General features: G+C 71.3%; 18 protein-coding genes. 10 read left to right on the plus strand and 8 right to left on the minus strand.

The annotated features are described in order from the left end of the window. Positions 1 to 161 precede the first annotated feature (161 nt). Positions 162 to 620, minus strand: coding sequence for an SseB family protein (locus ACSMXR_RS17575; protein ID WP_073822341.1), 459 nt, complete (start codon positions 618 to 620; stop codon positions 162 to 164). Positions 621 to 787: 167 nt separating this feature from the next. Here ACSMXR_RS17575 and ACSMXR_RS17580 point away from each other — a divergent pair, with 167 nt between their 5' ends. The 5 genes from ACSMXR_RS17580 (at position 788) to ACSMXR_RS17600 (ending at position 8,204) form a co-directional block, all read left to right on the plus strand. Further along, entirely contained in the window at positions 788 to 2,614 is a 1,827-nt protein-coding gene (locus ACSMXR_RS17580) for an acyl-CoA dehydrogenase (protein ID WP_473172299.1), read from the plus strand. A 140-nt stretch (positions 2,615 to 2,754) separates the two neighbouring features. After that, positions 2,755 to 4,053 carry a M18 family aminopeptidase gene (locus ACSMXR_RS17585; RefSeq protein WP_218525706.1) on the plus strand — a complete coding sequence of 433 codons (1,299 nt, stop codon included), beginning with the start codon at positions 2,755 to 2,757 and terminating at the stop codon, positions 4,051 to 4,053. 100 nt (positions 4,054 to 4,153) lie between these two features. Further along, a complete protein-coding gene (locus ACSMXR_RS17590; protein WP_103507836.1) occupies positions 4,154 to 4,375 on the plus strand; it encodes a DUF6458 family protein in 222 nt (73 codons plus the stop codon). Positions 4,376 to 4,478: 103 nt separating this feature from the next. Continuing rightward, the gene (locus ACSMXR_RS17595) at positions 4,479 to 7,301 is read left to right on the plus strand and encodes an AfsR/SARP family transcriptional regulator (protein ID WP_473172300.1); all 2,823 of its coding nucleotides are present in this window, start codon (positions 4,479 to 4,481) and stop codon (positions 7,299 to 7,301) included. A 162-nt stretch (positions 7,302 to 7,463) separates the two neighbouring features. Continuing rightward, positions 7,464 to 8,204, plus strand: a complete 741-nt coding sequence (locus ACSMXR_RS17600; protein WP_473172301.1) for a DUF4232 domain-containing protein — start codon at positions 7,464 to 7,466, stop codon at positions 8,202 to 8,204. A 12-nt stretch (positions 8,205 to 8,216) separates the two neighbouring features. Here ACSMXR_RS17600 and ACSMXR_RS17605 read toward each other — a convergent pair whose 3' ends face one another. Beyond that, positions 8,217 to 10,034 (minus strand): NHL domain-containing thioredoxin family protein, encoded by a 1,818-nt coding sequence (locus ACSMXR_RS17605; RefSeq protein WP_473172302.1) that lies wholly within the window; start codon positions 10,032 to 10,034, stop codon positions 8,217 to 8,219. A gap of 64 nt (positions 10,035 to 10,098) precedes the next feature. On the opposite strand from ACSMXR_RS17605, the gene ACSMXR_RS17610 reads away from it, so the two are divergent. Next, positions 10,099 to 10,590, plus strand: a complete 492-nt coding sequence (locus ACSMXR_RS17610) for an LURP-one-related/scramblase family protein (RefSeq protein ID WP_137229277.1) — start codon at positions 10,099 to 10,101, stop codon at positions 10,588 to 10,590. A gap of 85 nt (positions 10,591 to 10,675) precedes the next feature. On the opposite strand, the gene ACSMXR_RS17615 is transcribed toward ACSMXR_RS17610, so the two are convergent. Then, positions 10,676 to 11,476, minus strand: a complete 801-nt coding sequence (locus ACSMXR_RS17615; RefSeq protein WP_473172303.1) for a carbon-nitrogen family hydrolase — start codon at positions 11,474 to 11,476, stop codon at positions 10,676 to 10,678. Between the two features lie 199 nt (positions 11,477 to 11,675). Between ACSMXR_RS17615 and ACSMXR_RS17620 the strand changes: the two genes are divergently transcribed. After that, positions 11,676 to 12,500: a maleylpyruvate isomerase family mycothiol-dependent enzyme gene (locus tag ACSMXR_RS17620; protein ID WP_473172304.1), complete on the plus strand. Its 825-nt coding sequence runs from the start codon at positions 11,676 to 11,678 to the stop codon at positions 12,498 to 12,500. A 68-nt stretch (positions 12,501 to 12,568) separates the two neighbouring features. Here ACSMXR_RS17620 and ACSMXR_RS17625 read toward each other — a convergent pair whose 3' ends face one another. Together ACSMXR_RS17625 and ACSMXR_RS17630 are read right to left on the minus strand one after the other, a co-directional pair. Further along, positions 12,569 to 13,876, minus strand: coding sequence for an MFS transporter (locus ACSMXR_RS17625; RefSeq protein ID WP_030077060.1), 1,308 nt, complete (start codon positions 13,874 to 13,876; stop codon positions 12,569 to 12,571). Further along, positions 13,873 to 14,556: a GntR family transcriptional regulator gene (locus tag ACSMXR_RS17630; RefSeq protein WP_137229282.1), complete on the minus strand. Its 684-nt coding sequence runs from the start codon at positions 14,554 to 14,556 to the stop codon at positions 13,873 to 13,875. Before ACSMXR_RS17630 ends, ACSMXR_RS17625 begins: the two co-directional genes overlap by 4 nt. A 127-nt stretch (positions 14,557 to 14,683) precedes the next feature. Between ACSMXR_RS17630 and ACSMXR_RS17635 the strand changes: the two genes are divergently transcribed. The 3 genes from ACSMXR_RS17635 to ACSMXR_RS17645 all read left to right on the plus strand — a co-directional run bounded on the left by ACSMXR_RS17635 (position 14,684) and on the right by ACSMXR_RS17645 (position 16,712). Then, positions 14,684 to 15,019 carry an ArsR/SmtB family transcription factor gene (locus tag ACSMXR_RS17635; protein WP_103507320.1) on the plus strand — a complete coding sequence of 112 codons (336 nt, stop codon included), beginning with the start codon at positions 14,684 to 14,686 and terminating at the stop codon, positions 15,017 to 15,019. Further along, positions 15,019 to 15,681 carry a cation efflux transmembrane domain-containing protein gene (locus tag ACSMXR_RS17640; RefSeq protein WP_218525699.1) on the plus strand — a complete coding sequence of 221 codons (663 nt, stop codon included), beginning with the start codon at positions 15,019 to 15,021 and terminating at the stop codon, positions 15,679 to 15,681. Before ACSMXR_RS17635 ends, ACSMXR_RS17640 begins: the two co-directional genes overlap by 1 nt. A gap of 131 nt (positions 15,682 to 15,812) precedes the next feature. Further along, positions 15,813 to 16,712 (plus strand): D-alanyl-D-alanine carboxypeptidase family protein, encoded by a 900-nt coding sequence (locus ACSMXR_RS17645; protein ID WP_218525698.1) that lies wholly within the window; start codon positions 15,813 to 15,815, stop codon positions 16,710 to 16,712. A gap of 87 nt (positions 16,713 to 16,799) precedes the next feature. Here the strand turns inward: ACSMXR_RS17645 and ACSMXR_RS17650 are convergent, their stop codons facing one another. The 3 genes from ACSMXR_RS17650 to pdhA are packed head-to-tail and all read right to left on the minus strand — an operon-like array spanning position 16,800 to position 20,406. After that, positions 16,800 to 18,251, minus strand: coding sequence for a dihydrolipoamide acetyltransferase family protein (locus ACSMXR_RS17650; protein ID WP_137229289.1), 1,452 nt, complete (start codon positions 18,249 to 18,251; stop codon positions 16,800 to 16,802). A gap of 11 nt (positions 18,252 to 18,262) precedes the next feature. Then, positions 18,263 to 19,243 (minus strand): alpha-ketoacid dehydrogenase subunit beta, encoded by a 981-nt coding sequence (locus ACSMXR_RS17655; RefSeq protein WP_473172305.1) that lies wholly within the window; start codon positions 19,241 to 19,243, stop codon positions 18,263 to 18,265. 2 nt (positions 19,244 to 19,245) lie between these two features. Further along, complete coding sequence (gene pdhA / locus ACSMXR_RS17660) at positions 19,246 to 20,406, minus strand: pyruvate dehydrogenase (acetyl-transferring) E1 component subunit alpha (protein WP_137229293.1); 1,161 nt, start codon at positions 20,404 to 20,406, stop codon at positions 19,246 to 19,248. Positions 20,407 to 20,678 lie beyond the last annotated feature (272 nt).

The raw sequence follows: 20,678 nt of genomic DNA on the forward strand, positions 1-20,678 counted from the left end.
GGAATCAATTTAGTTGAATGGTGAACATCCTGCAAGGCGTCGCGCATTCCCGGCCCGCGCCGGAGGCGTCCCGACAGCGAGAAGGGCCCGTGCCCACTCCTGGCACGGACCCTCGCCCGAACGATGAAACAGCAGGCCGGCGGCTTGCTGAAGCCTCGGCCCTACCCGTACATCCGGCGCATCGCGAAGTCGACCATCTGCTCGACCGCCTTGGCGTCGAAGACCATCCGGTGATCACCCTCCATGTCCAGGACGAAGCCGTAGCCCGTCGGCAGCAGGTCGATCACCTCGGCCCCGGTGATCACGAAGTACTTCGACTCCTTGCCCGCGTACCGCCGCAGCTCCTTGAGCGTGGTGAACATCGGGATCACCGGCTGCTGCGTGTTGTGCAGCGCCAGGAAACCGGGGTTGTCACCGCGCGGGCAGTAGACCTTCGAGGTGGCGAAGATCTGCTGGAAGTCCTCGGCGGAGAGGGAGCCGGTGGTGAAGGCCCGTACCGCGTCGGCCAGGGAGGGCGGCGACGGTTCCGGATACAGCGGCTGCTCCCCGTAGCCGCCGCCCATCTGGCCCATCTGACCCATCTGCTGCTGAGCACCAGGGTTCTGGTCGTAGCCGTACATGCTGCAAAGAGTAATCGGACACATCTACGGCTTGAGGGGTTGCGCCTTATTACTGACGGGTAGCATCATCGGAGAGGTCAGCTGATAGACCCACGCCTGCCTGTCGCCCGACCCGCATCACTCCCCGGGGCGCTGTGCGCCACTGCTATTGATTACGGAGCCTTCCCATGGGGCACTACAAGTCGAATCTCCGCGACATCGAGTTCAACCTCTTCGAGGTCCTCGGGCGCGACAAGGTGTACGGCACCGGTCCGTTCGCTGAGATGGACGTCGACACCGCGAAGAGCATCCTGGACGAGCTCACCCGCCTCGCGGAGAACGAGCTCGCCGACTCCTACGCCGACGCCGACCGCAACCCGCCGGTCTTCGACCCGGAGACCAAGACCGCCCCGGTCCCGGCGAGCTTCAAGAAGTCGTACCAGGCCTTCATGGACTCCGAGTACTGGCGCCTGGGCCTCCCCGAGGAGATCGGCGGCACCACCTCGCCCCGCTCCCTGATCTGGGGCTACGCGGAGCTGCTGCTCGGCGCGAACCCGGCCGTGTGGATGTACTCCTCCGGCCCGGCCTTCGCCGGCATCCTCTTCGACGAGGGCAACGAGGAGCAGAAGAAGATCGCGGAGATCGCCGTCGAGAAGCAGTGGGGCTCGACGATGGTGCTGACCGAGCCGGACGCCGGCTCCGACGTCGGCGCCGGCCGGACGAAGGCCGTGCAGCAGGACGACGGCTCCTGGCACATCGAGGGTGTGAAGCGCTTCATCACCTCGGGCGAGCACGACATGTCCGAGAACATCATCCACTACGTGCTGGCCCGCCCCGAGGGCGCCGGACCCGGCACCAAGGGCCTCTCGCTCTTCATGGTCCCGAAGTTCCACTTCGACTGGACCACCGGCGAGCTGGGCGAGCGCAACGGCGTGTACGCGACGAACGTCGAGCACAAGATGGGCCTCAAGGCGTCCAACACCTGCGAGATGACGTTCGGCGACCAGCACCCCGCCAAGGGCTGGCTGATCGGCGACAAGCACGACGGCATCCGCCAGATGTTCCGCATCATCGAGTTCGCCCGCATGATGGTCGGCACGAAGGCCATCGCCGCCCTCTCCACGGGATACCTGAACGCCCTGGAGTACGCCAAGGAGCGCGTCCAGGGTCCGGACCTGGCGAACTTCATGGACAAGACGGCGCCCAAGGTCACCATCACGCACCACCCCGACGTGCGCCGCTCGCTCATGACGCAGAAAGCGTACGCCGAGGGCATGCGCTCCCTCGTGCTGTACACCGCCTCCGTCCAGGACGCGATCCAGGAGCTGGAGGCCGCGGGCGAGGACGCCAAGGCGCTGAACGGCCTCAACGACCTGCTGCTGCCGATCGTGAAGGGCTACGGCTCCGAGAAGTCCTACGAGCAGCTCGCGCAGTCGCTCCAGACCTTCGGCGGCTCCGGCTACCTCCAGGAGTACCCGGTCGAGCAGTACATCCGGGACGCCAAGATCGACACCCTCTACGAGGGCACCACGGCGATCCAGGGCCAGGACTTCTTCTTCCGGAAGATCGTCCGCGACCAGGGCGCCTCGCTCAACACGCTCTCCGAGGAGATCAAGAAGTTCCTCGCGGGCAACCAGGGCAACGAGGAGCTGGCCCCCGCGCTGGACTCGCTCGCCAAGGCCGCCGTGGACCTGGAGGCGATCGTCGGCACGATGATCACCGACCTCACCGCGACCGGCGAGGACGTCAAGAACATCTACAAGGTGGGCCTCAACACGACCCGCCTGCTGATGGCCTCCGGCGATGTCGTCGTCGGTTACCTGCTCCTCAAGGGCGCTGCCGTGGCGGCCGAGAAGCTGCCGACCGCCGCCGCCAAGGACGTCGCCTTCTACCAGGGCAAGATCGCCGCCGCGAAGTTCTTCGCCGCGAACGTCCTGCCGGGCGTCTCGACCGAGCGCGCGCTCGCCGAGTCGATCGACAACTCGCTGATGGAGCTGGACGAGGCCGCGTTCTAGGGAGACACCCCCGGAACCTCGCCCGACCTGCTCGGACCGTCGACAGCGCCGCCGCCCGGAATCCTCCGGGCGGCGGCGCTGTCGTGCCGGATGTCCGGTCACCGGATACCGGACCGCGCGTCCTCGTTACAGTGAAGAACATGAGTTCCCCTCTCCGGTTCGACCGCGCCCACACCGATGACCTGATGTCCTTCCTGGCGGCCAGCCCGTCCCCGTACCACGCGGTGGCGAACGCCGCCGCGCTGCTGGCGGAGGCCGGCTTCCGGCAGGTCGAGGAGACCGCCGCCTGGGACGCGTCGGCCGGCGGGAAGTACGTGCTGCGCGGCGGGGCGATCGTCGCCTGGTACGTGCCGGAGGGCGCCCAGGCGCACACCCCGTTCCGGATCGCCGGGGCGCACACCGACTCCCCCAACCTCCGGGTGAAGCCGCTGCCCGACACCGGGGCGCACGGCTGGCGCCAGATCGCCGTCGAGGTCTACGGCGGCACCCTGCTGAACACCTGGCTCGACCGGGACCTGGGCCTGGCCGGGCGGATCTCGCTGCGGGACGGCACCCACCGGCTGGTCAACATCGACCGGGCGCTGCTGCGGGTGCCGCAGCTGGCCGTGCACCTGGACCGGTCGGCCAACACCGAGGGGCTCAAGCTCGACCGGCAGAAGCACATGCAGCCGATCTGGGGGCTCGGCGATGTCGAGGAGGGCGACCTGATCCGCTTCGTCGCCGAGGAGGCGGGCGTCGACGCGGAGGACGTCACCGGCTGGGACCTGATGCCGCACGCCATCGAGCCGCCCTCCTACCTGGGCCGCGACCGGGAGCTGGTGGCCGGGCCCCGGATGGACAACCTCCTCTCGGTGCACGCCGCGACCGCCGCCCTGGCCGCCGTCTCCGCACTGCCCGACGCCGACCTCCCGTACATCCCGGTGCTCGCCGCCTTCGACCACGAGGAGAACGGCTCGCAGTCCGACACCGGGGCCGACGGGCCGCTGCTCGGATCGGTGCTGGAGCGCTCGGTGTTCGCACGCGGCGGCACGTACGAGGACCGCGCCCGCGCCTTCGCCGGCACGGTCTGTCTCTCCTCCGACACCGGCCACGCCGTGCACCCCAACTACGCGGAGCGGCACGACCCGACGCACCACCCGGTCGCCAACGGCGGGCCGATCCTCAAGGTCAACGTCAACATGCGGTACGCCACCGACGGCAGCGGCCGGGCCGTGTTCGCCGCGGCCTGCGAGAAGGCGGGCGTGCCGTGGCAGAGCTTCGTGTCCAACAACGCGATGCCCTGCGGCACCACGATCGGTCCGATCACCGCGGCCCGGCACGGCATCCAGACCGTGGACATCGGCGTGGCGATCCTCTCGATGCACAGCGCGCGTGAGCTGTGCGGCGCCGACGACCCGTATCTGCTGGCGAACGCTCTGGCCTCGTTCCTCGCGGGCTGATCCGCCGCCCAACCGCCGCCGCGCACATGCTTGTTGCCGGGCCGGGTACGCGAGTCGTACACCGGCCCGGATTCACCGGGCGGTCGAGGAGGCGGAATTCATGGGACTCGGAGGATGCATTCTCCTGATCGGCGGGGGCGCGATCCTGGCGTTCGCCACGGACTGGAAGCTGGACACCGTCAACGTGGACCTGGTCGGCTGGATCATGATGCTCGTCGGCCTCGTCGGGGTCTTCGTCTACATGAGCATCGCGCGCCGCCGCCGGATGGTCGTGCCGCCCACCACCACCGTCGTCCAGGACGACGAGCAGCGCTACCGCTGACGGCCCGCGGCGGCCCGGCGAGGACCCTGCGGGGGCCCGGATATTCTGGGGCGGATCCCGCGCCCCCACCGTGGGCGCGTCCCGCCCCGAAGAGGAGCCGTCCGTGGAGTTCCGGCTGCTCGGCACGGTCGCTGTCGAAACGCTCGCCGGACCGCTGCCCCTGGGCCCCGCCAAGCGACGCAGTCTGCTCGCCGCGCTGCTGCTGTCCGCCAACACCCCGGTCCCGGTCGGCCGGCTGACGGACTCCCTCTGGGACGACACCCCGCCGTCGCAGGCCCGTGGCGTCATCCAGGGTCATGTGTCGCGGCTGCGCGCCCTGCTGGTGGGCGCGGACGCGGAGGCGTACGGGGTCGAACTGGCCACCCTCGGCGACGCGTACGTCCTGCGGGTGCCCGAGACGCTGGTGGACGCGCAGCGGTTCGAGGAACTGCTGATGCTGGCGCGCGAACAGCGCACCTGGGCGGACACCGTGCTGATGCTGAAGGAGGCCCTGTCCCTCTGGCAGGGCCCGGCCCTCGGCGGGGCGTTCGCCGGTCCGCCGCTCCGGGCCGCCGCGCACTCCCTGGAGGAGTCGCGGCTGGCGACGGTCGAGCAGCTGGCCCGTGCGTACGGAGAGCTCGGCGAGCACCACCGGGCGGCGGCCCTGCTGGCGGCGGAGACCGCGGCGCATCCGCTGCGCGAGTCGCTGGCCGCGGAGCTGATGCTGGCGCTGTACCGGGCGGGGCGGCAGTCGGAGGCGCTGGACCGTTTCCACCGTACGAGACGGCTCCTCGCCGACGAGCTGGGCATCGACCCGGGACACGAACTCGCCGACGCGTACGCGCTGATCCTGCGGGGTGAGCCGGGGGCGGGGGCGCCGGGGCCGGGCGGTCCAGGGGCCGGCGGTCCGGGGGCGGGCGGTCCAGGGCCGGGCGACGTCGCGGCCCCGGAACCTGCCCCGGCCACGGCCACTGCCACTGCCCCTGCCGGGGCGATGCCCGTGCCGCACCCGACGAACGCCGGAGAACCGCTCCCCGTCGATCTGCTCCCCCGGGCGCCCCGTGGTTTCCACGGGCGGGCCGCCGAGCTGGCCGCGCTCACCCGGGCGGCGGCGGGCGAGGCGCCCGTCTGTCTGGTCACGGGACCGGCCGGGGTCGGCAAGACCGCGCTGGCGCTCCAGTGGGCGCACCGCAGCGGCGCGCTCTTCCCGGACGGACGCCTCTTCGCCGATCTGCGCGGGTTCAGCGAGGCCGGCGAGCCCGCGCTCATCGACGTCCTGCGGGAGTTCCTGCTCGCGCTCGGCGTCGCACCGCGCCGGATACCGGAGTCCGCCCCGGCGGCCGCCGCGCTCTTCCGCTCGCTGTCCGACCGGCGCAGGCTGCTGGTCGTCCTCGACAACGCCCGCGACTCCGCCACCGTCAGGGCGCTGCTGCCGGGCGGCAGCGACTGCGTCACGCTGGTCACCAGCCGGCACCGGCTGGAGGGGCTCATCGCCTCGGACGCCGCCCGGCCCGTACCGCTCGACACGCTGGAGGCCGACGACGGCACGGCCCTGCTCGCCGGGGTGCTGGGGGAGGAGCGGGTGCTCGCCGAACCGGTGGCGGCCCGCCGGCTCGCCGAGCTCTGCGGCGGGCTGCCGCTCGCGCTGCGCGTCACCGCCGCCCGGCTGGCGGGGCGGCCGCACTGGACGCTGGCCGCGCTCGCCGACGAACTGGCCGACGAGCGCGGCCGGCTGGCCTGTCTCGACGTGGACGACACCGGCGTCGCGGCCGCGCTGCGGCTGACCGTCCAGCATCTGCCGCCCGAGGCCGCCCACCAGTTCGCACGGCTCGGGCACCATCCCGGCGGCCATCTCGACCCGTACGCGGCCGCCGCGCTGGCGGGGACGGACCCGATCGCCGCTGCGGCGGCGCTGGAGCGCCTGGCCGCCGCCCACCTCGTCGCCGAGACCGCCCCGGGCCGGTGGATCCTCCACGACCTGGTGCGCCTGTACGCCCGGGGCCTCGACCCGGCATCGGCGCACGAGGCCCTCACCGGCGTGCTCGACCACTGCATCGCCACCGCGCTGGCCGCCGCCGACACCGCGGAGCCCGGCGGCGAGCCCTGCTTCGTGCTCCCGGACGGCTACCGCAAACCCGCCGCCGTACGGGACTTCGCCGACCGTGCGGAAGCGATGGGCTGGCTGGCGTCCGAGCGCGAGAACCTGGCGCTGGCCGCCGTGGCGGCGCGGGAGGCAGGTCTGGAGGACCGGGCCTGGCGGATCATCCTGCTCCAGTGGCCGCAGGTGGTGTGGCGGGTACGGGACAACTGGGCGCCGCTGCTGGAACTGGCCCTGGAGTCGGCCCGGGCCGGGAAGGACGCGTACGCCGAGTCGAGGGTGCTCACGCTGCTGGGCTGGGTGCTGACGGAGGAGGGCCGGACCACCGAGGCCGCCGCCGTGCTGGAGCGCTCACCGGTGCTCGCCCGGGAGGCCGGCGACCCGCTGGGCGAGGCGACCGCGCTGATCAACCTGGCCGTCGTCCAGGCCGAGCTGGGCGAGCTGCCGACCGCGCTGGAGAACTGCGCCCGCGCCGTGGAGCTGTGCCGCGAGGAGGAGGACCGGCACACCGAGATGCTCGGTCTCCAGCACCTGGCCCGGATGCGGCTCACCGCGCACCGCCCGCGGGAGGCGCTGGACTGTGCGCGGGCCGCGCTCGATCTGGGACCCGAGCACGAGGAGGCGGTACGCCGGTCGCTGCTGCTGGCGGTCTGCGGCGAGGCGCGGATCGCGCTGGGCGAGGAGGAGGACGGCATCCGGCTGCTGGACCGGGCCGCGCAGGAGGCGGAGAAGGCCGGTTACGACGACGGGGCCGTGCGGGCGCTGGAGGCGCTGCTGCGGGTGTCGGCGCGGACGGAGTACCGGCGGCGGTACGACGAGGCGCTGCGGCGGCTCGCCGACCAGGGCTGATCGTCTGACCTGCGGGTTCTCGCTGCCGCCCGGGACATCAGCCGTACGTCAGCGGGACGGCAGCGATACGTGAGCGACGGCGGGCAGAGTCGTTCCTGTCAGCAGTTCGCGGGCGGCGCCTCGACCGGGCGTGCGCCTCACCGTCTCCCCGGGGGAATCTCCGTGCGTATCTTCCGCAACCGCACCACCGCTCTGGCCGCCGCGACCACGGCCGCCCTCGCTCTCACCCTCACCGCCTGCGGCGACAACGGCTCCGGCACCCGTTCGGAGGGCGCGGCCGACAGCTCCGCGACCACCGCCGCGTCGACCGCCGGGTCCGGGAAGGACGCCGGGTCCGAGGAGGCCGCCGGATCCGGGAAGGCTGCCGACGACGCGGCGGAGACCGGCGCCAAGGGTTCCACCGGCACCGCTCAGCCCGCGGGCGCGGCCAAGAGCTCCGGCGGTTCCGGAAACGCCGGCGGCACGTCCGACCAGGCCGCCGGCGCCCTCTGCACGGCGAAGGGCCTGAACATCACCGCCGAGCGTCAGGACGGCCCGCCCTACACCCACCTCACGCTCTCCGCGAAGAACACCTCCGGCGCGAGCTGCGAGATGAAGGAGTACCCGCACATCCACTTCCTGGACAACGCGCGGGGCGTCGTCCCGCCCGTCGCCAAGAGCAAGCCGCAGGCCCCGGTGATCCTGGAGCCCGGCCAGTCCGCCTATGTCGCGGTGCGCATGTCCGAGGGCGGCCGGAAGGAGAACACCGAGACCGTGAAGGAGTTCACGGTCACGCTGAAGGCCAACGGCGGCGGCATGGCGGTCGTGAAGTCCCCCGCCGCCGAGGGCCTGTCCGTCAACCCGCAGAAGTGGGCCACCGGTTACTGGACCACCGAACTGCGCAACGGCGCCGACGAGTTCTGATCCGTCAAGCGGTCACGAGGGGCTGTCCATCCCGGCGAGCACCAGCGCCAGCCGGGATTCGCCCGCCGCCGTGACCCGGACCGGCACCCCCCAGTCCTGCTGGTGCACATGGCAGGCCGGGTACTCGTTGGCCGGGTCGTCGTCGCAGGACGCCGCCATCGCGGAGACGTGGAGCACGCCCTCGGTGGCCCCGTCCGCGAGGACCAGGTCGCGCCCGAGGTCGGTGCCCGGGCCGGAGCCCTCCGCCAGCAGCTCGGGCGGGGTCGCGGAGACCAGCAGCCGGGTCGAGGGCCCGTAGCGGGTGTCCAGCTTCTGTCCGGCGGGGGCCTGGAAGACCACGTCGAGGCGGAGGGTGCCCGGGGTGATCTCGGTGGCGGCCCGCTGGGTGCGGTGCGCCCGGTCCGCGACCCGTACCGCCTCCTCGGGCAGCCGGAGGCGGGTCAGCCGGTGGCGGGCCGACTCGACGACGACCAGGTCGCCGTCGACCAGCACCGCGTCGCTGGGCTCGCGGACATCGGTGGCCAGGGTGGTGACCTCGCCGGAGTCCGGGTCGTACCGGCGCAGGGCGTGGTTGTACGTGTCGCTGACGGCGACGGACCCGTCGGGCAGCGCGGTCACGCCGAGCGGGTGCTGCAGGAGCGCCTGTTCGGCGGCCCCGTCGCGGTGGCCGAAGTCGAAGAGGCCGGTGCCCACGGCGGTGTGCACCCGCGCCTCGCGGTCGACCCAGCGCAGCGCGGAGGTCTCGGAGTCGGCGACCCAGAGCCGCTCCCCGTCGGCGGAGACGGCGAGCCCGGACGGCTGGGCGAACCAGGCCTCGGCGGCCGGTCCGTCGACCAGGCCCTCGTTGGTGGTCCCGGCGGCCACGCGTACGGTCGCGCTCTCCGGGTCGTACGTCCAGAGCTGGTGCACGCCCGCCATGGCGATCCACAGCCGGTCGCCGAACCACGCGACGTCCCAGGGCGAGGAGAGGTCCACCTCGCGTGCCGGGCCGCTGGCCGGGGTCCCCTGCCACCACTGGCGGCCGGTGCCGGCGAGGGTGCTGGTCACCCCGGTCGTGAGGTCCAGGGCGCGGATGGCGTGGTTGACGGTGTCCGCGACGGCGATGCGGCCGTCGGGGAGCACGGCGAGCCCCTGCGGTTCGCTGAACCGGGCCTCGTCCGGACCTCCGTCGGCCAGCCCGCGGTCGCCCGTGCCGAAGTGGCGGCGTACGGTCTCGCCGTCCGCGTCCAGCTCGACCAGGCGGTGGCGGGTGGTGTCGGAGACCAGGAAGCCGCCGTCGGACAGGAGCAGCGCCTTGCCGGGGAAGCGGAGGTGCGTGGCGACGGGCTCGGGCGCGACGTAGGGGCCGTCACCGCGGCGGAGCGTGCCCTTGGCGGCGTGCTCGGCCTCCAGCTCCTCGACGAGCTTCTCGATGGCGTGCGCGTGGCCCTCGCCCGCATGCTGGGCGACGACATAGCCCTCGGGGTCGATCACGACGAGCGTCGGCCAGGCTCGTACGGCGTACTGCTTCCAGGTGGCCAGCTCGGGGTCGTCGAGGACGGGGTGGTGGACCTCGTAGCGCTCGACGGCGTCGACGACGGCCTGGTGCTCGGCCTCGTGGACGAACTTCGGCGAGTGGACCCCGATGATCACCACGGTGTCGCGGTGCTTCTCCTCCAGCTCGCGCAGCTCGTCCAGGACATGTAGACAGTTCACACAGCAGAAGGTCCAGAAGTCCAGGATGACGATGCGTCCTCGCAGGTCAGCGAGGGTGTACTGCTGGTCGCCTGTATTGAGCCAGCCGCCCTTGCCGATGAGTTCGGGGGCGCGGACGCGTGCACGTGTTGCCATGTCACCAGTCAACACCGTCCTGGCCTGCGCGCATTCCGCCGGGCCCCGGGGGAACCTGTGACGCATGAGACTTCTCGTACGTGAGCGGATGTTCGCCATCGGCGACGACTACTGGATCGAGGACGACGGGGGCCGCAAGGTCTTCCTGGTCGACGGCAAGGCGATGCGGCTGCGCGACACCTTCGAGCTGAAGGACGCCGACGGCCGGGTCCTGGTCGAACTGCGGCAGAAGCTGATCAGCCTGCGCGACACGATGCTCATCGAGCGGGGCGGCGAGGAGCTGGCGAAGGTCAAGCGCAAGCGGCTGTCGCTGCTCCGCAACCACTACCGGGTCACGCTGGTGGACGGGACGGAGCTGGACGTCAGCGGCAAGATCCTGGACCGCGAGTTCGCCATCGAGTACGACGGTGAGCTGCTGGCCCAGATCTCGCGCCGCTGGCTGACCATCCGGGACACGTACGGCATCGACGTCGTCCGGGACGACGCCGACACCGCGCTGCTCATCGCCGTGGCGATGTGCGTGATCGTGCTGGCGGAGAAGGAGAAGGAGGGCTGAGCCCGTTCCCACGGGCGGGGCCACGGGCGGGGCCGCGCGCGGGAGTTCGTTGTTTCACGTGAAACAGCGCACGTCCCTCAGTCCCTCAGGAGCTGAGGCGCGGCGGCGCGAGCCCCAGCCGACGGTCCTTCAGGGCCGGGAACTGGTCCCGGGTCGTGCGCACCTTCTCCGGGTCCAGCTCGACGGTCAGGATCTCCTCGTCCGCGCCCGCCTGGGCCAGCACCTCGCCCCAGGGGTCGATGACGCTGCTGTGCCCGGCCTGCTGGACGCCCGCGTGCGTGCCCGCCGTGCCGACGGCGAGGACGTACGCCTGGTTCTCCACGGCGCGGGCCTGCGCCAGGAGCGTCCAGTGGGCGCGCCGGCGCTCGGGCCAGCCCGCCGCCACCACCAGCGTTTCGGCGCCCGCGTCGACGAGCCCCCGGAACTGCTCCGGGAAGCGCAGGTCGTAGCAGGTGGCGAGGCCCAGGGTGGTGTCCGGCAGGGCGACGGTCACCAGCTCCTCGCCCGCGCCCATCATCACCGCCTCGCCCTGGTCGAAGCCGAAGCGGTGGATCTTGCGGTAGACGGCCGTGCGCTCGCCCTCGGGCGAGAAGACCAGGCTGGTGTTGTACAGGGTGCCGTCGTCCGCGCGTTCGACGAAGGATCCGGCGTGCAGCCAGACACCGGCCTCGGCGGCGGCCTTCGCCATCACCTCGTGCGTGGGCCCCTCCAGCGGCTCGGCCTCCGCCTCGAAGGCGGTGTAGGCGAACGCGCCGACCGGCCAGAGTTCAGGGAGGACCACCAGGTCAGCGCCCCGCCGGCCGACCACCAGGGAAGCCGCTCGCGCCCTGCGGGCCTCGACGGATTCGTCCGGGTCTACTGCGATCTGGATGAGGGAGGCGCGCACACTACCACCGTCCTGGCATTCAAGCCGTCAACACGGGCCTACGATCGTCACACGAAAGCACTGCCGGGGTGCCTGCTCGCAGCGTAACTTAGCGGTCGAACCTCCCACGCAGCCCGCCGACAGCGCCGTCAGAGCCGGCCCACCCGCCGGCACTCCCTGCTCTCCAGCCCATGCACCGCAGAACCGCACGAGGGGTCCCGTGACCGTCCATCCCAGCCTCCAGCCCTACACCGACGCCGCGACCCACTCCATCGAGGCGATAGCCGAGCTGGTGAAGCCCCTCGCCGAGAGCGAGTGGAACCGCCGTACGCCCTGCCCGGGGTGGTCGGTGCGCGACATCGTGTCGCACGTCATCGGCATGGAGTGCGAGATGCTCGGCGATCCGCGGCCGATCCACACCCTGCCGCGCGACCTCTACCACGTACAGAGCGACTTCGCCCGGTACATGGAGATGCAGGTCGACGTCCGGCGGCACCACACCTCCCCGGAGATCACCGCCGAGTTGGAGTACGTCCTCATCCGCCGGGCCCGCCAGATCCGCAACGAGTCGCGCAGCCCCGAGACCAAGGTCCGCGCGCCCCTGGGCGCCGAGCAGACCCTCGAAACGGCGCAGAACCGGCGGGCCTTCGACCTCTGGGTGCACGAGCAGGATCTGCGCACCACGCTCGGCCGGCCGGGCAACCTCGACTCCCCCGGCGCCCTGATCACCCGGGACATGCTGCTGGCCGGGCTGCCGAAGGTGGTCGCCAAGAGCGCGGGCGCGCCCGCCAACTCGGCGGTCGTCTTCGACGTGCACGGCCCGGTGGAGTTCCTGCGGACGGTCCGGGTCGACGCCGAGGGCCGCGGTTCGATCGACGGCGCGCCCTCGCTGGGCCCCGCTGTGACGCTGTCGCTGGACTGGGAGACGTACGTCCGCCTCGCCTGCGGCCGGGTCCGGCACGCGGCCGTCGCCGACCGGATCAAGGTCGAGGGCGACCAGGAGCTGGCCACGGCGATCCTGGACAACTTCGCCGTGACGCCGTGACGCCATGACGCCATGAACCCGTTACCGCTTAACTTCACGGGCACGTGCCCGCGCCCCGGGGTCGAGGGCTACGCGGGCACGTGCACGGCCTCGACGCGGCTGACCACGTGGTGGTCGCGTTCCCTGAGCGCCGCCCGGCGGCGCAGTCGCAGGATCTGGGCGACGCCGAGCGCCTCCAGGACGAAGACCGAGGCGAACGCGACGCGGTAGTTGTCGCCCGTGGCGTCCAGCAGGACCCCGACGGCGAACAGGGTGGTCATCGAGGCGACGAACCCGCCCATGTTGACGATGCCCGATGCGGTGCCCTGACGTTCGGGCGGGTTGGCCGGGCGGGCGAAGTCGAAGCCGACCATCGAGGCCGGACCGCAGGCTCCGAGCACCAGGCACAGGACGACCAGCAGCCACATCGGCGTGCGGTCGGCCGGGTAGAAGATCGCGGACGCCCAGAGCAGGGCCGTCGTCGCCACCGTGCCCAGCGCGATCGGGACGCGCGCCCCGTGGTGGCGGGCGATGATCTGCCCGTACACGAGCCCGACCACCATGTTGGACAGCACCACCAGGGTGAGCAGGGTGCCCGCCGTGCCCCGGCTCAGCCCCTGCGCCTCGACCAGGAACGGCATGCCCCACAGCAGCAGGAACACCATCGCCGGGAACTGGGTGGTGAAGTGCACCCACATCCCGAGCCGGGTCCCGGGCTCCCGCCAGGCGGCGGCGATCTGCCGGCGCACGTACACGGCCCCGGCGTGCTCGGCGGGCGGCGGCTCATGGCCCTCAGGGTGGTCCTTGAGGAACAGCAGGAGCAGCACCAGCACCACCACGCCCGCCAGCGAACTGCCGACGAACGTCGTGGTCCAGCCGTAGCTGTGCAGCGCCCGCGCGATGAACAGCGTCGAGACGAGGTTGCCCGCCATCCCGAACAGCGCCGCGACCTGGCCGATCAGCGGACCGCGCCGGGCCGGGAACCAGCGGCTGCCGAGCCGCAGCACGCTGATGAACGTCATCGCGTCGCCGCAGCCGAGCAGCGCGCGGGCCGCCAGCGCCATCCCGTACGACGGGGAGAGCGCGAAGCCGAGCTGCCCGACCGTGAACAGCACGACCCCGATGGTGAGGACCTTCTTGGTGCCGAGCCGGTCGACCATCAGCCCGACGGGTATCTGCATGCCCGCGTAGACGAGGAGCTGGAGGATGGAGAACGTGGAGAGCGCGGAGGCGTTGACGTCGAACCGGTCGGCGGCGTCGAGTCCGGCGACGCCCAGGCTCGTACGGAAGATGATCGCGACGAAGTAGACGGCGACCCCGATGCCCCAGACCCAGGCGGCACGCCGGCCGCCGGGCGGGTCACCGGGCAGGGAGAGCGTGGGGGCGGCCGAACTCACCGGTCCTCACCCCGCACCAGCACCCGCACCCGGCCGACATGGCGGCGCACGACCTGCGCGGCCAGCTCGGCGTCCCCGGCCCGGATCGCGTCCAGCAGCTCGCCGTGCTCGGTGACGTTGGCCTCAATCCTGCCGGGGTGGGCCTCCATCACCGCGACGCCCATCCGCAGCTGACGGTCGCGCAGCTGGTCGTAGAGGCGCGAGAGGATCTCGTTGCCCGCGTACTTCACGATCTCGGCGTGGAAACAGCGGTCCTTGACGGCCACCGCCGCGAGATCGCCGGCCTCCGCCAACTGCCGCTGCTCCTCCAGCAGCTGCTCCAGCCGCTCGATCAGCTGCGGCGACGCGGGCACCGCCTTGCGCGCGGCGAACTCCTCGACCAGCAGCCGGGTCTCCACCACGTCCTTGATCTCCTGCGCGGAGACGGCGAGGACGAGCGCGCCCTTCTTCGGGTACAGCTTGATCAGCCCCTCGACCTCCAGCCGCAGCAGCGCCTCGCGCACGGGCGTGCGGGAGACTCCGACCGCGTCCGCCAGGCCGCCTTCGGTGAGCAGCGTGCCGCCCTCGTAACGGCGGTCCAGGACCGCTTCCTTGATGTGCGTGTAGACGCGTTCGGCGGCGGGCGGGCGCTTGAGGGAGGAGGACGTGGACCGTACGGGGGCGGAGGGCGCGGCAGGCATGCGCACAGCATAGATACAACATGCACGCATGGGGACCGGCGTCCGGATTCTGGACCTCCGGAACGCCGCGGGAGATCAGCAACAGTTCATGCTTCCCTGAATTCAGGAAGAGCTGTACTGTCATCTCATGCTGACCGTCGCTTCCGACATCGAGGTGCTCGCGCGGTTCGGCCGCGCGCTCGCCGACCCGATCCGCTGCCGCCTGCTGCTCGCGCTCCGCGAGGCCCCGGCGTACCCCTCCGACCTCGCCGAGGCCCTCGGCATCTCGCGCACCCGGCTCTCCAACCACCTGGCCTGCCTGCGCGACTGCGGTCTGGTCGTCACCGTGCCGGACGGCCGCCGGACGCGTTACGAGCTGGCCGACGAACGTCTCGGCAGCGCGCTGGGCGACCTGCGCTCCGCGGTGCTGGCCGTCGAGACCGACCGCACCTGCCCGGACGCGGAGACGAAGGGCTGCTGCTGATGACCGTGCTCTCGCTCGGCCCTTCGCCGGCCCGCCGGGACGCGCTCGCCCGCCGGATACGGCTGCTGGTCGCGGCCACCATCGCCTACAACGTCGTCGAGGCGGTGGTCGCGCTCACCGCCGGAACGATCGCCTCCTCCAGCGCCCTGGTCGGCTTCGGCCTGGACTCCGTCATCGAGGTCTCCTCCGCCGCCGCGGTCGCCTGGCAGTTCTCCGCCCGCGAGCACGCGGTGCGCGAGAGGCGGGAGCGGACCGCCCTGCGGATCATCTCCGTATCGTTCTTCGCGCTCGCCGCGTACGTCGCCGTCGACGCGGTCCGGGCGCTGGCCGGGACCGGCGAGGCCGAACCGTCCCCGCTCGGCATCGTCATCGCCGCGCTCTCGCTCGCGGTCATGCCGTTCCTGTCGGCCGCCCAACGGCGGGCCGGCCGGGAGATCGGATCCGCCTCCGCCGTCGCCGACTCGAAGCAGACCCTGCTGTGCACGTACCTCTCCGCCGTCCTGCTCGTCGGACTGGTCCTCAACGCCACGCTCGGCTGGTCCTGGGCCGACCCGGTGGCCGCCCTCGCCATCGCCGTCATCGCGGTCAAGGAGGGGCGCGACGCCTGGCGGGGCAAGGGCTGCTGCGCCCCGGCGGCGGGCTCGGACGGCTGCGGGCACTGACCGGAGGGCGCCCCGGTCAAGCCCGCGCAAAATCACCCGTTCGGTAACACATCCATTGCCCCTTCCCAGGAGTCTCACCTGCGAGCGGCACCCTTATGTGGCCGCATATCAGGGGCATTTGGAGCGTTCAGTTGAAAATCGGCATCAAGCGCATCAATCGCGTCACCGTGACGGCCACCGTGACCCTCACCGCCGGTGCGGTGCTCGCGGGCAGCGCCTTCGCCTCCACGGCGCACGCCGCCGCACCGCCGGCTCCGAAGATCGTCGCCAAGGGCGGCTTCGTGATGAACGACGGCACCGGGAAGACCCTCTTCACCAAGTCCGCGGACACCCGCAGGGCCACCGGCTCCACCACGAAGATCATGACGGCGCTGGTCGTGCTGTCCCAGAAGAACGTGAACCTGAAGACCAAGGTCACGATCCAGAAGGCCTACAGCGACTACATCGTCTCGAAGAACGCCTCGTCCGCCCGGCTGATCGTCGGCGACAAGGTCACCGTGGGCCAGCTCCTCTACGGTCTGATGCTCCCCTCCGGCTGCGACGCCGCGTACGCCCTGGCCGACAAGTTCGGCTCCGGCAAGACCCGTGCGGCCCGCGTGAAGTCGTTCATCGGCAAGATGAACTCCACGGCGAAGAGCCTCAAGCTGAAGAACACCCGCTTCGACTCGTTCGACGGCATAGGGGGTGGCAACAACTACTCGACCCCCCGTGACCTGACGAAGATCGCCAGCAAGGCGATGAAGAACTCCACGTTCCGCTCCATCGTCAAGACCAAGTCGACGAAGCAGAAGGTGACCACGAAGAGCGGTGGATACCGCTACATGTCGTGGAGCAACACCAACAAGATGCTCAGCAGCTACAGCGGCGCCATCGGCGTCAAGACCGGCTCCGGCCCGACCGCCAAGTACTGCCTGGTCTTCGCGGCGACCCGCAAGGGCAAGACGGTCATCGGCACGGTGCTCACCTCGTCCTCCGAGGCGAACCGCACCGCCGACGCGAAGAAGCTGATGGACTACGGGTTCAAGAAGTAGCCCGCACGCGTTGTACGGAGAAGGGGCCCGGCCCGCACGAGGTGTGCGGGCCGGGCCCCTTCTGCGTAAAGGCCGCCGATAAACGCGTTACGCCCAGGTGATCAGGCGCTTCGGCTGCTCCAGGATCGCCGCCACATCGGCCAGCACCTTGGAGCCCAGCTCGCCGTCGACCAGGCGGTGGTCGAACGACAGGGCCAGCGTGGTGACCTGACGCGGCTTCACCTTGCCCTTGTGGACCCACGGCTGGAGCTTGATCGCGCCGACCGCCAGGATCGCGGACTCACCGGAGTTGAGGATCGGCGTACCGGTGTCGACGCCGAAGACGCCGACGTTGGTGATGGTCACCGTGCCGCCCGCCATCGCGGCCGGGGAGGTCTTGCCGTCCCGGGCCGTGGTGACCAGCTCGCCCAGGGCCGCCGCGAGCTGCGGCAGCGTCTTGTCGTGCGCGTCCTTGATGTTCGGCACGATCAGACCGCGCGGGGTGGCCGCCGCGATGCCCAGGTTCACGTAGTGCTTCTGCACGATCTCCTGGTTGGCCTCGTCCCAGGCGGCGTTGACCTCGGGGTTCCGCTTGATCGCGACGAGGAGGGCCTTGGCGATGACGAGGAGCGGGTTGACCCGCACCCCCGCCATGTCCTTGTCCTCCTTCAGCTCGGCCACGAGCTTCATCGTGCGCGTCACGTCGACCGTGATGAACTCGGTGACGTGCGGCGCGGTGAACGCGCTGCCGACCATCGCCTGCGCGATGGCCTTGCGCACGCCCTTGACCGGGATACGGGTCTCACGGGCGGAGTCGGAGACCACCGCCGGGGCCTCGGCGACCGCCGGTGCGGGGGCCGCCGGTACGGGAGCCGGGGCAGCCGCCGGAGCAGCGGCCGGAGCCGCCGCGGCGTGGACGTCCTCGCGGGTGATGATGCCGTCCTTGCCGGTCGGCACCACCGTCGCCAGGTCGATGCCCAGGTCCTTGGCCAGCTTGCGCACCGGGGGCTTGGCGAGCGGACGGCCGCCCTGGGCCGGCACCGCCGCGGCCGGGGCGGCGGGCGCCGCGGGCGCCGCGTGCCCGTTCAGCTCGGCCTGCACAGCAGCCGCGACGGCGGCGGCCTCCGGAGCGGCCGACGCCCCCTTGCGCGGGCGGCGCTTGGTGGAGCTCTCGGCGACGCCGTAGCCCACCAGGACCGGCGTACGGCCCTTCGGCTCGGCTTCCGCCTCGGGCTCGGCGGCCGGCTCCTGGACCGGAGCGGCGGCGGCCGGGGCGGGCGCGTCGCCGCTGCCCGGGGCCACGTCGATCGCGATGATCACCTGGCCGACGTCGACGGTCGTGCCCTCGGGGAAGCGCAGCTCGTGCACCACCCCGTCGAACGGGATCGGCAGCTCGACGGCCGCCTTCGCGGTCTCGACCTCGCACACGACCTGGCCGTCGGTGACGGTGTCGCCGGGCTGGACGAACCACTTGAGGATCTCGGCCTCGGTCAGTCCTTCACCCACGTCGGGCATCTTGAACTCACGGAAGCGAGCAGACGTTTCGGTCATCGTCGTCACGAACCCTCTCCTCAGAACGCCAGCGAGCGGTCGACGGCGTCGAGCACCCGGTCCAGACCGGGCAGATACTCGTCCTCCAGCCGGGCCGGCGGGTACGGGACGTGGTAACCGCCGACCCGCAGCACGGGCGCTTCGAGGTGGTAGAAGCAGCGTTCGGTGATCCGGGCGGCGATCTCCGCGCCGGAGCCGTAGAAGACGGGCGCCTCGTGGACGACCACGACCCGGCCGGTCTTCTCGGCCGACGTCTGGATGGCGTCGAAGTCGATCGGGGACATCGAGCGCAGGTCCAGGACCTCGATCGACTTGCCCTCCTCCTGGGCGGCCGCGGCCGCCTCCAGGCAGACCTTCACCATCGGCCCGTACGCGACGAGCGTGAGGTCGCCGCCCTCGCGGACGGTGACGGCCTTGTGCAGCGGGCCGGGGATGGACTCGGTGTCGACCTCGCCCTTGTCCCAGTAACGCCGCTTGGGCTCGAAGAAGATGATCGGGTCGTCGCTCTGGACGGCCTGCTGCATCATCCAGTAGGCGTCGCTCGCGTTGGACGGCGAGACCACCTTGAGGCCCGCGACATGCGCGAAGAGCGCCTCGGGGGACTCGCTGTGGTGCTCGACCGCGCCGATGCCGCCGCCGTACGGAATGCGCACGACGACCGGCAGCTTGACCTTGCCGAGCGCGCGGGCGTGCATCTTGGCGAGCTGCGTGACGATCTGGTCGTACGCGGGGAAGACGAAGCCGTCGAACTGGATCTCGACGACCGGGCGGTAGCCGCGCAGGGCCAGGCCGATCGCCGTGCCGACGATGCCGGACTCGGCGAGCGGGGTGTCGATCACCCGGTCCTCGCCGAAGTCCTTCTGGAGTCCGTCGGTGATCCGGAAGACGCCGCCGAGCTTGCCGACGTCCTCACCCATGATGAGGACCTTCGGGTCGTTGTCGAGGGCGAGGCGGAGCGACTCGTTGAGCGCTTTCGCGATGGACATCTTTTCCACGGCCATGGCTACTTGCCCTCCTCGGCAGAGTCGGCGAACGATGCCTGGTAGGCGGCGAACTGGGCCCGCTCCTCGTCCACGAGGGAGTTGCCGTCGGCGTAGCCGTGCTCGAACAGAGCCATCGGGTCCGGGTCGGGCATCGCGCGTACCGCTTCCCGTACCCGCTTGCCGAGGGTCTCGCTCTCCTCGTCCAGCGCGGTGAAGAAGGCCTCGTCCGCGAGCTTCTCCTTCTCCAGGTACGCGCGCAGCCGCAGGATCGGGTCCTTGGCCTCCCAGGCGGCCCGCTCCTCGTCGGCCCGGTACTTCGTCGGGTCGTCGGAGGTGGTGTGGGCGCCCATGCGGTACGTGAACGCCTCGACGAGGGTCGGGCCCTCGCCGCGGCGGGCGCGCTCCAGCGCGGAGCGGGTGACGGCGAGACAGGCGAGGACGTCGTTGCCGTCGACCCGGACGCCGGGGAAGCCGTACCCCTGGGCGCGCTGGTAGAGCGGCACGCGGGTCTGGCGCTCGGTGGGCTCGGAGATGGCCCACTGGTTGTTCTGGCAGAAGAACACGACCGGGGCGTTGTAGACCGCGGAGAAGGTGAACGACTCGGCGACGTCGCCCTGGCTGGAGGCGCCGTCACCGAAGTACGCGATCACGGCGGAGTCCGCGCCGTCCTTGGCGACGCCCATGGCGTAGCCGGTGGCGTGCAGCGTCTGCGAGCCGATGACGATCGTGTACAGGTGGAAGTTGTTGCTGTTCGGGTCCCAGCCGCCGTGGTTCACCCCGCGGAACATGCCCAGCAGATTGGTCGGGTCGACGCCGCGGCACCAGGCGACGCCGTGCTCCCGGTAGGTCGGGAAGACGTAGTCGTCGTCGCGCAGGGCCCGGCCGCTGCCGATCTGGGCGGCCTCCTGGCCGAGCAGCGAGGCCCACAGGCCCAGCTCGCCCTGACGCTGGAGGGCGGTCGCCTCGGCGTCGAAGCGGCGGGTGAGCACCATGTCGCGGAACAGGCCGCGCAGTTCGTCGGCGCTCAGATCGATGCTGTAGTCCGGGTGCTCGACGCGCTCGCCCTCGGGCGTCAGCAGCTGTACGAGCTGGGGCTCGGAACTCTGCGGCTTCTTCGCGGCGCTGGTCCGCTTACTGGCGCGTCGCGGTTTACGCGCGGCGGCAGTGCTCTCCACGGTCACGTGCGTGCTCCTCCGTCGGTCCGGCCCCCGGGGTCTGCCGGGAAACCAGTGCGGCTCGCCTGAATCCGACAGCCGTGCACGGGGTGGGTGCCGGTCGGCCGGGATCAGGCGTGACAGGTGCCCCGGCGAGCGCCCTGTCATAGGCACGTTACCCAGTGCATCGCATAACTGCGAAACCCTATCTGACCTGCGATTTTGCTTGGATTTCCAAGTAAATCGAAAAAATCGCGAAGCTCTGCTGGTCAGGGCACTGGAAACAGCCTTGCAGGCCG

It is taken from the genome of Streptomyces sp. DSM 106670 (genome assembly GCF_055792845.1).

What these genes read in the sequence shown, in the direction of transcription:
- ACSMXR_RS17575 (WP_073822341.1), bottom strand. Translation starts at nt 620, where the DNA reads ATGTACGGCTACGACCAGAACCCTGGTGCTCAGCAGCAGATGGGTCAG.
- ACSMXR_RS17580 (WP_473172299.1), top strand. Translation starts at nt 788, where the DNA reads ATGGGGCACTACAAGTCGAATCTCCGCGACATCGAGTTCAACCTCTTC.
- ACSMXR_RS17585 (WP_218525706.1), top strand. Translation starts at nt 2,755, where the DNA reads ATGAGTTCCCCTCTCCGGTTCGACCGCGCCCACACCGATGACCTGATG.
- ACSMXR_RS17590 (WP_103507836.1), top strand. Translation starts at nt 4,154, where the DNA reads ATGGGACTCGGAGGATGCATTCTCCTGATCGGCGGGGGCGCGATCCTG.
- ACSMXR_RS17605 (WP_473172302.1), bottom strand. Translation starts at nt 10,034, where the DNA reads ATGGCAACACGTGCACGCGTCCGCGCCCCCGAACTCATCGGCAAGGGC.
- ACSMXR_RS17610 (WP_137229277.1), top strand. Translation starts at nt 10,099, where the DNA reads ATGAGACTTCTCGTACGTGAGCGGATGTTCGCCATCGGCGACGACTAC.
- ACSMXR_RS17630 (WP_137229282.1), bottom strand. Translation starts at nt 14,556, where the DNA reads ATGCCTGCCGCGCCCTCCGCCCCCGTACGGTCCACGTCCTCCTCCCTC.
- ACSMXR_RS17635 (WP_103507320.1), top strand. Translation starts at nt 14,684, where the DNA reads ATGCTGACCGTCGCTTCCGACATCGAGGTGCTCGCGCGGTTCGGCCGC.
- ACSMXR_RS17640 (WP_218525699.1), top strand. Translation starts at nt 15,019, where the DNA reads ATGACCGTGCTCTCGCTCGGCCCTTCGCCGGCCCGCCGGGACGCGCTC.
- ACSMXR_RS17655 (WP_473172305.1), bottom strand. Translation starts at nt 19,243, where the DNA reads ATGGCCGTGGAAAAGATGTCCATCGCGAAAGCGCTCAACGAGTCGCTC.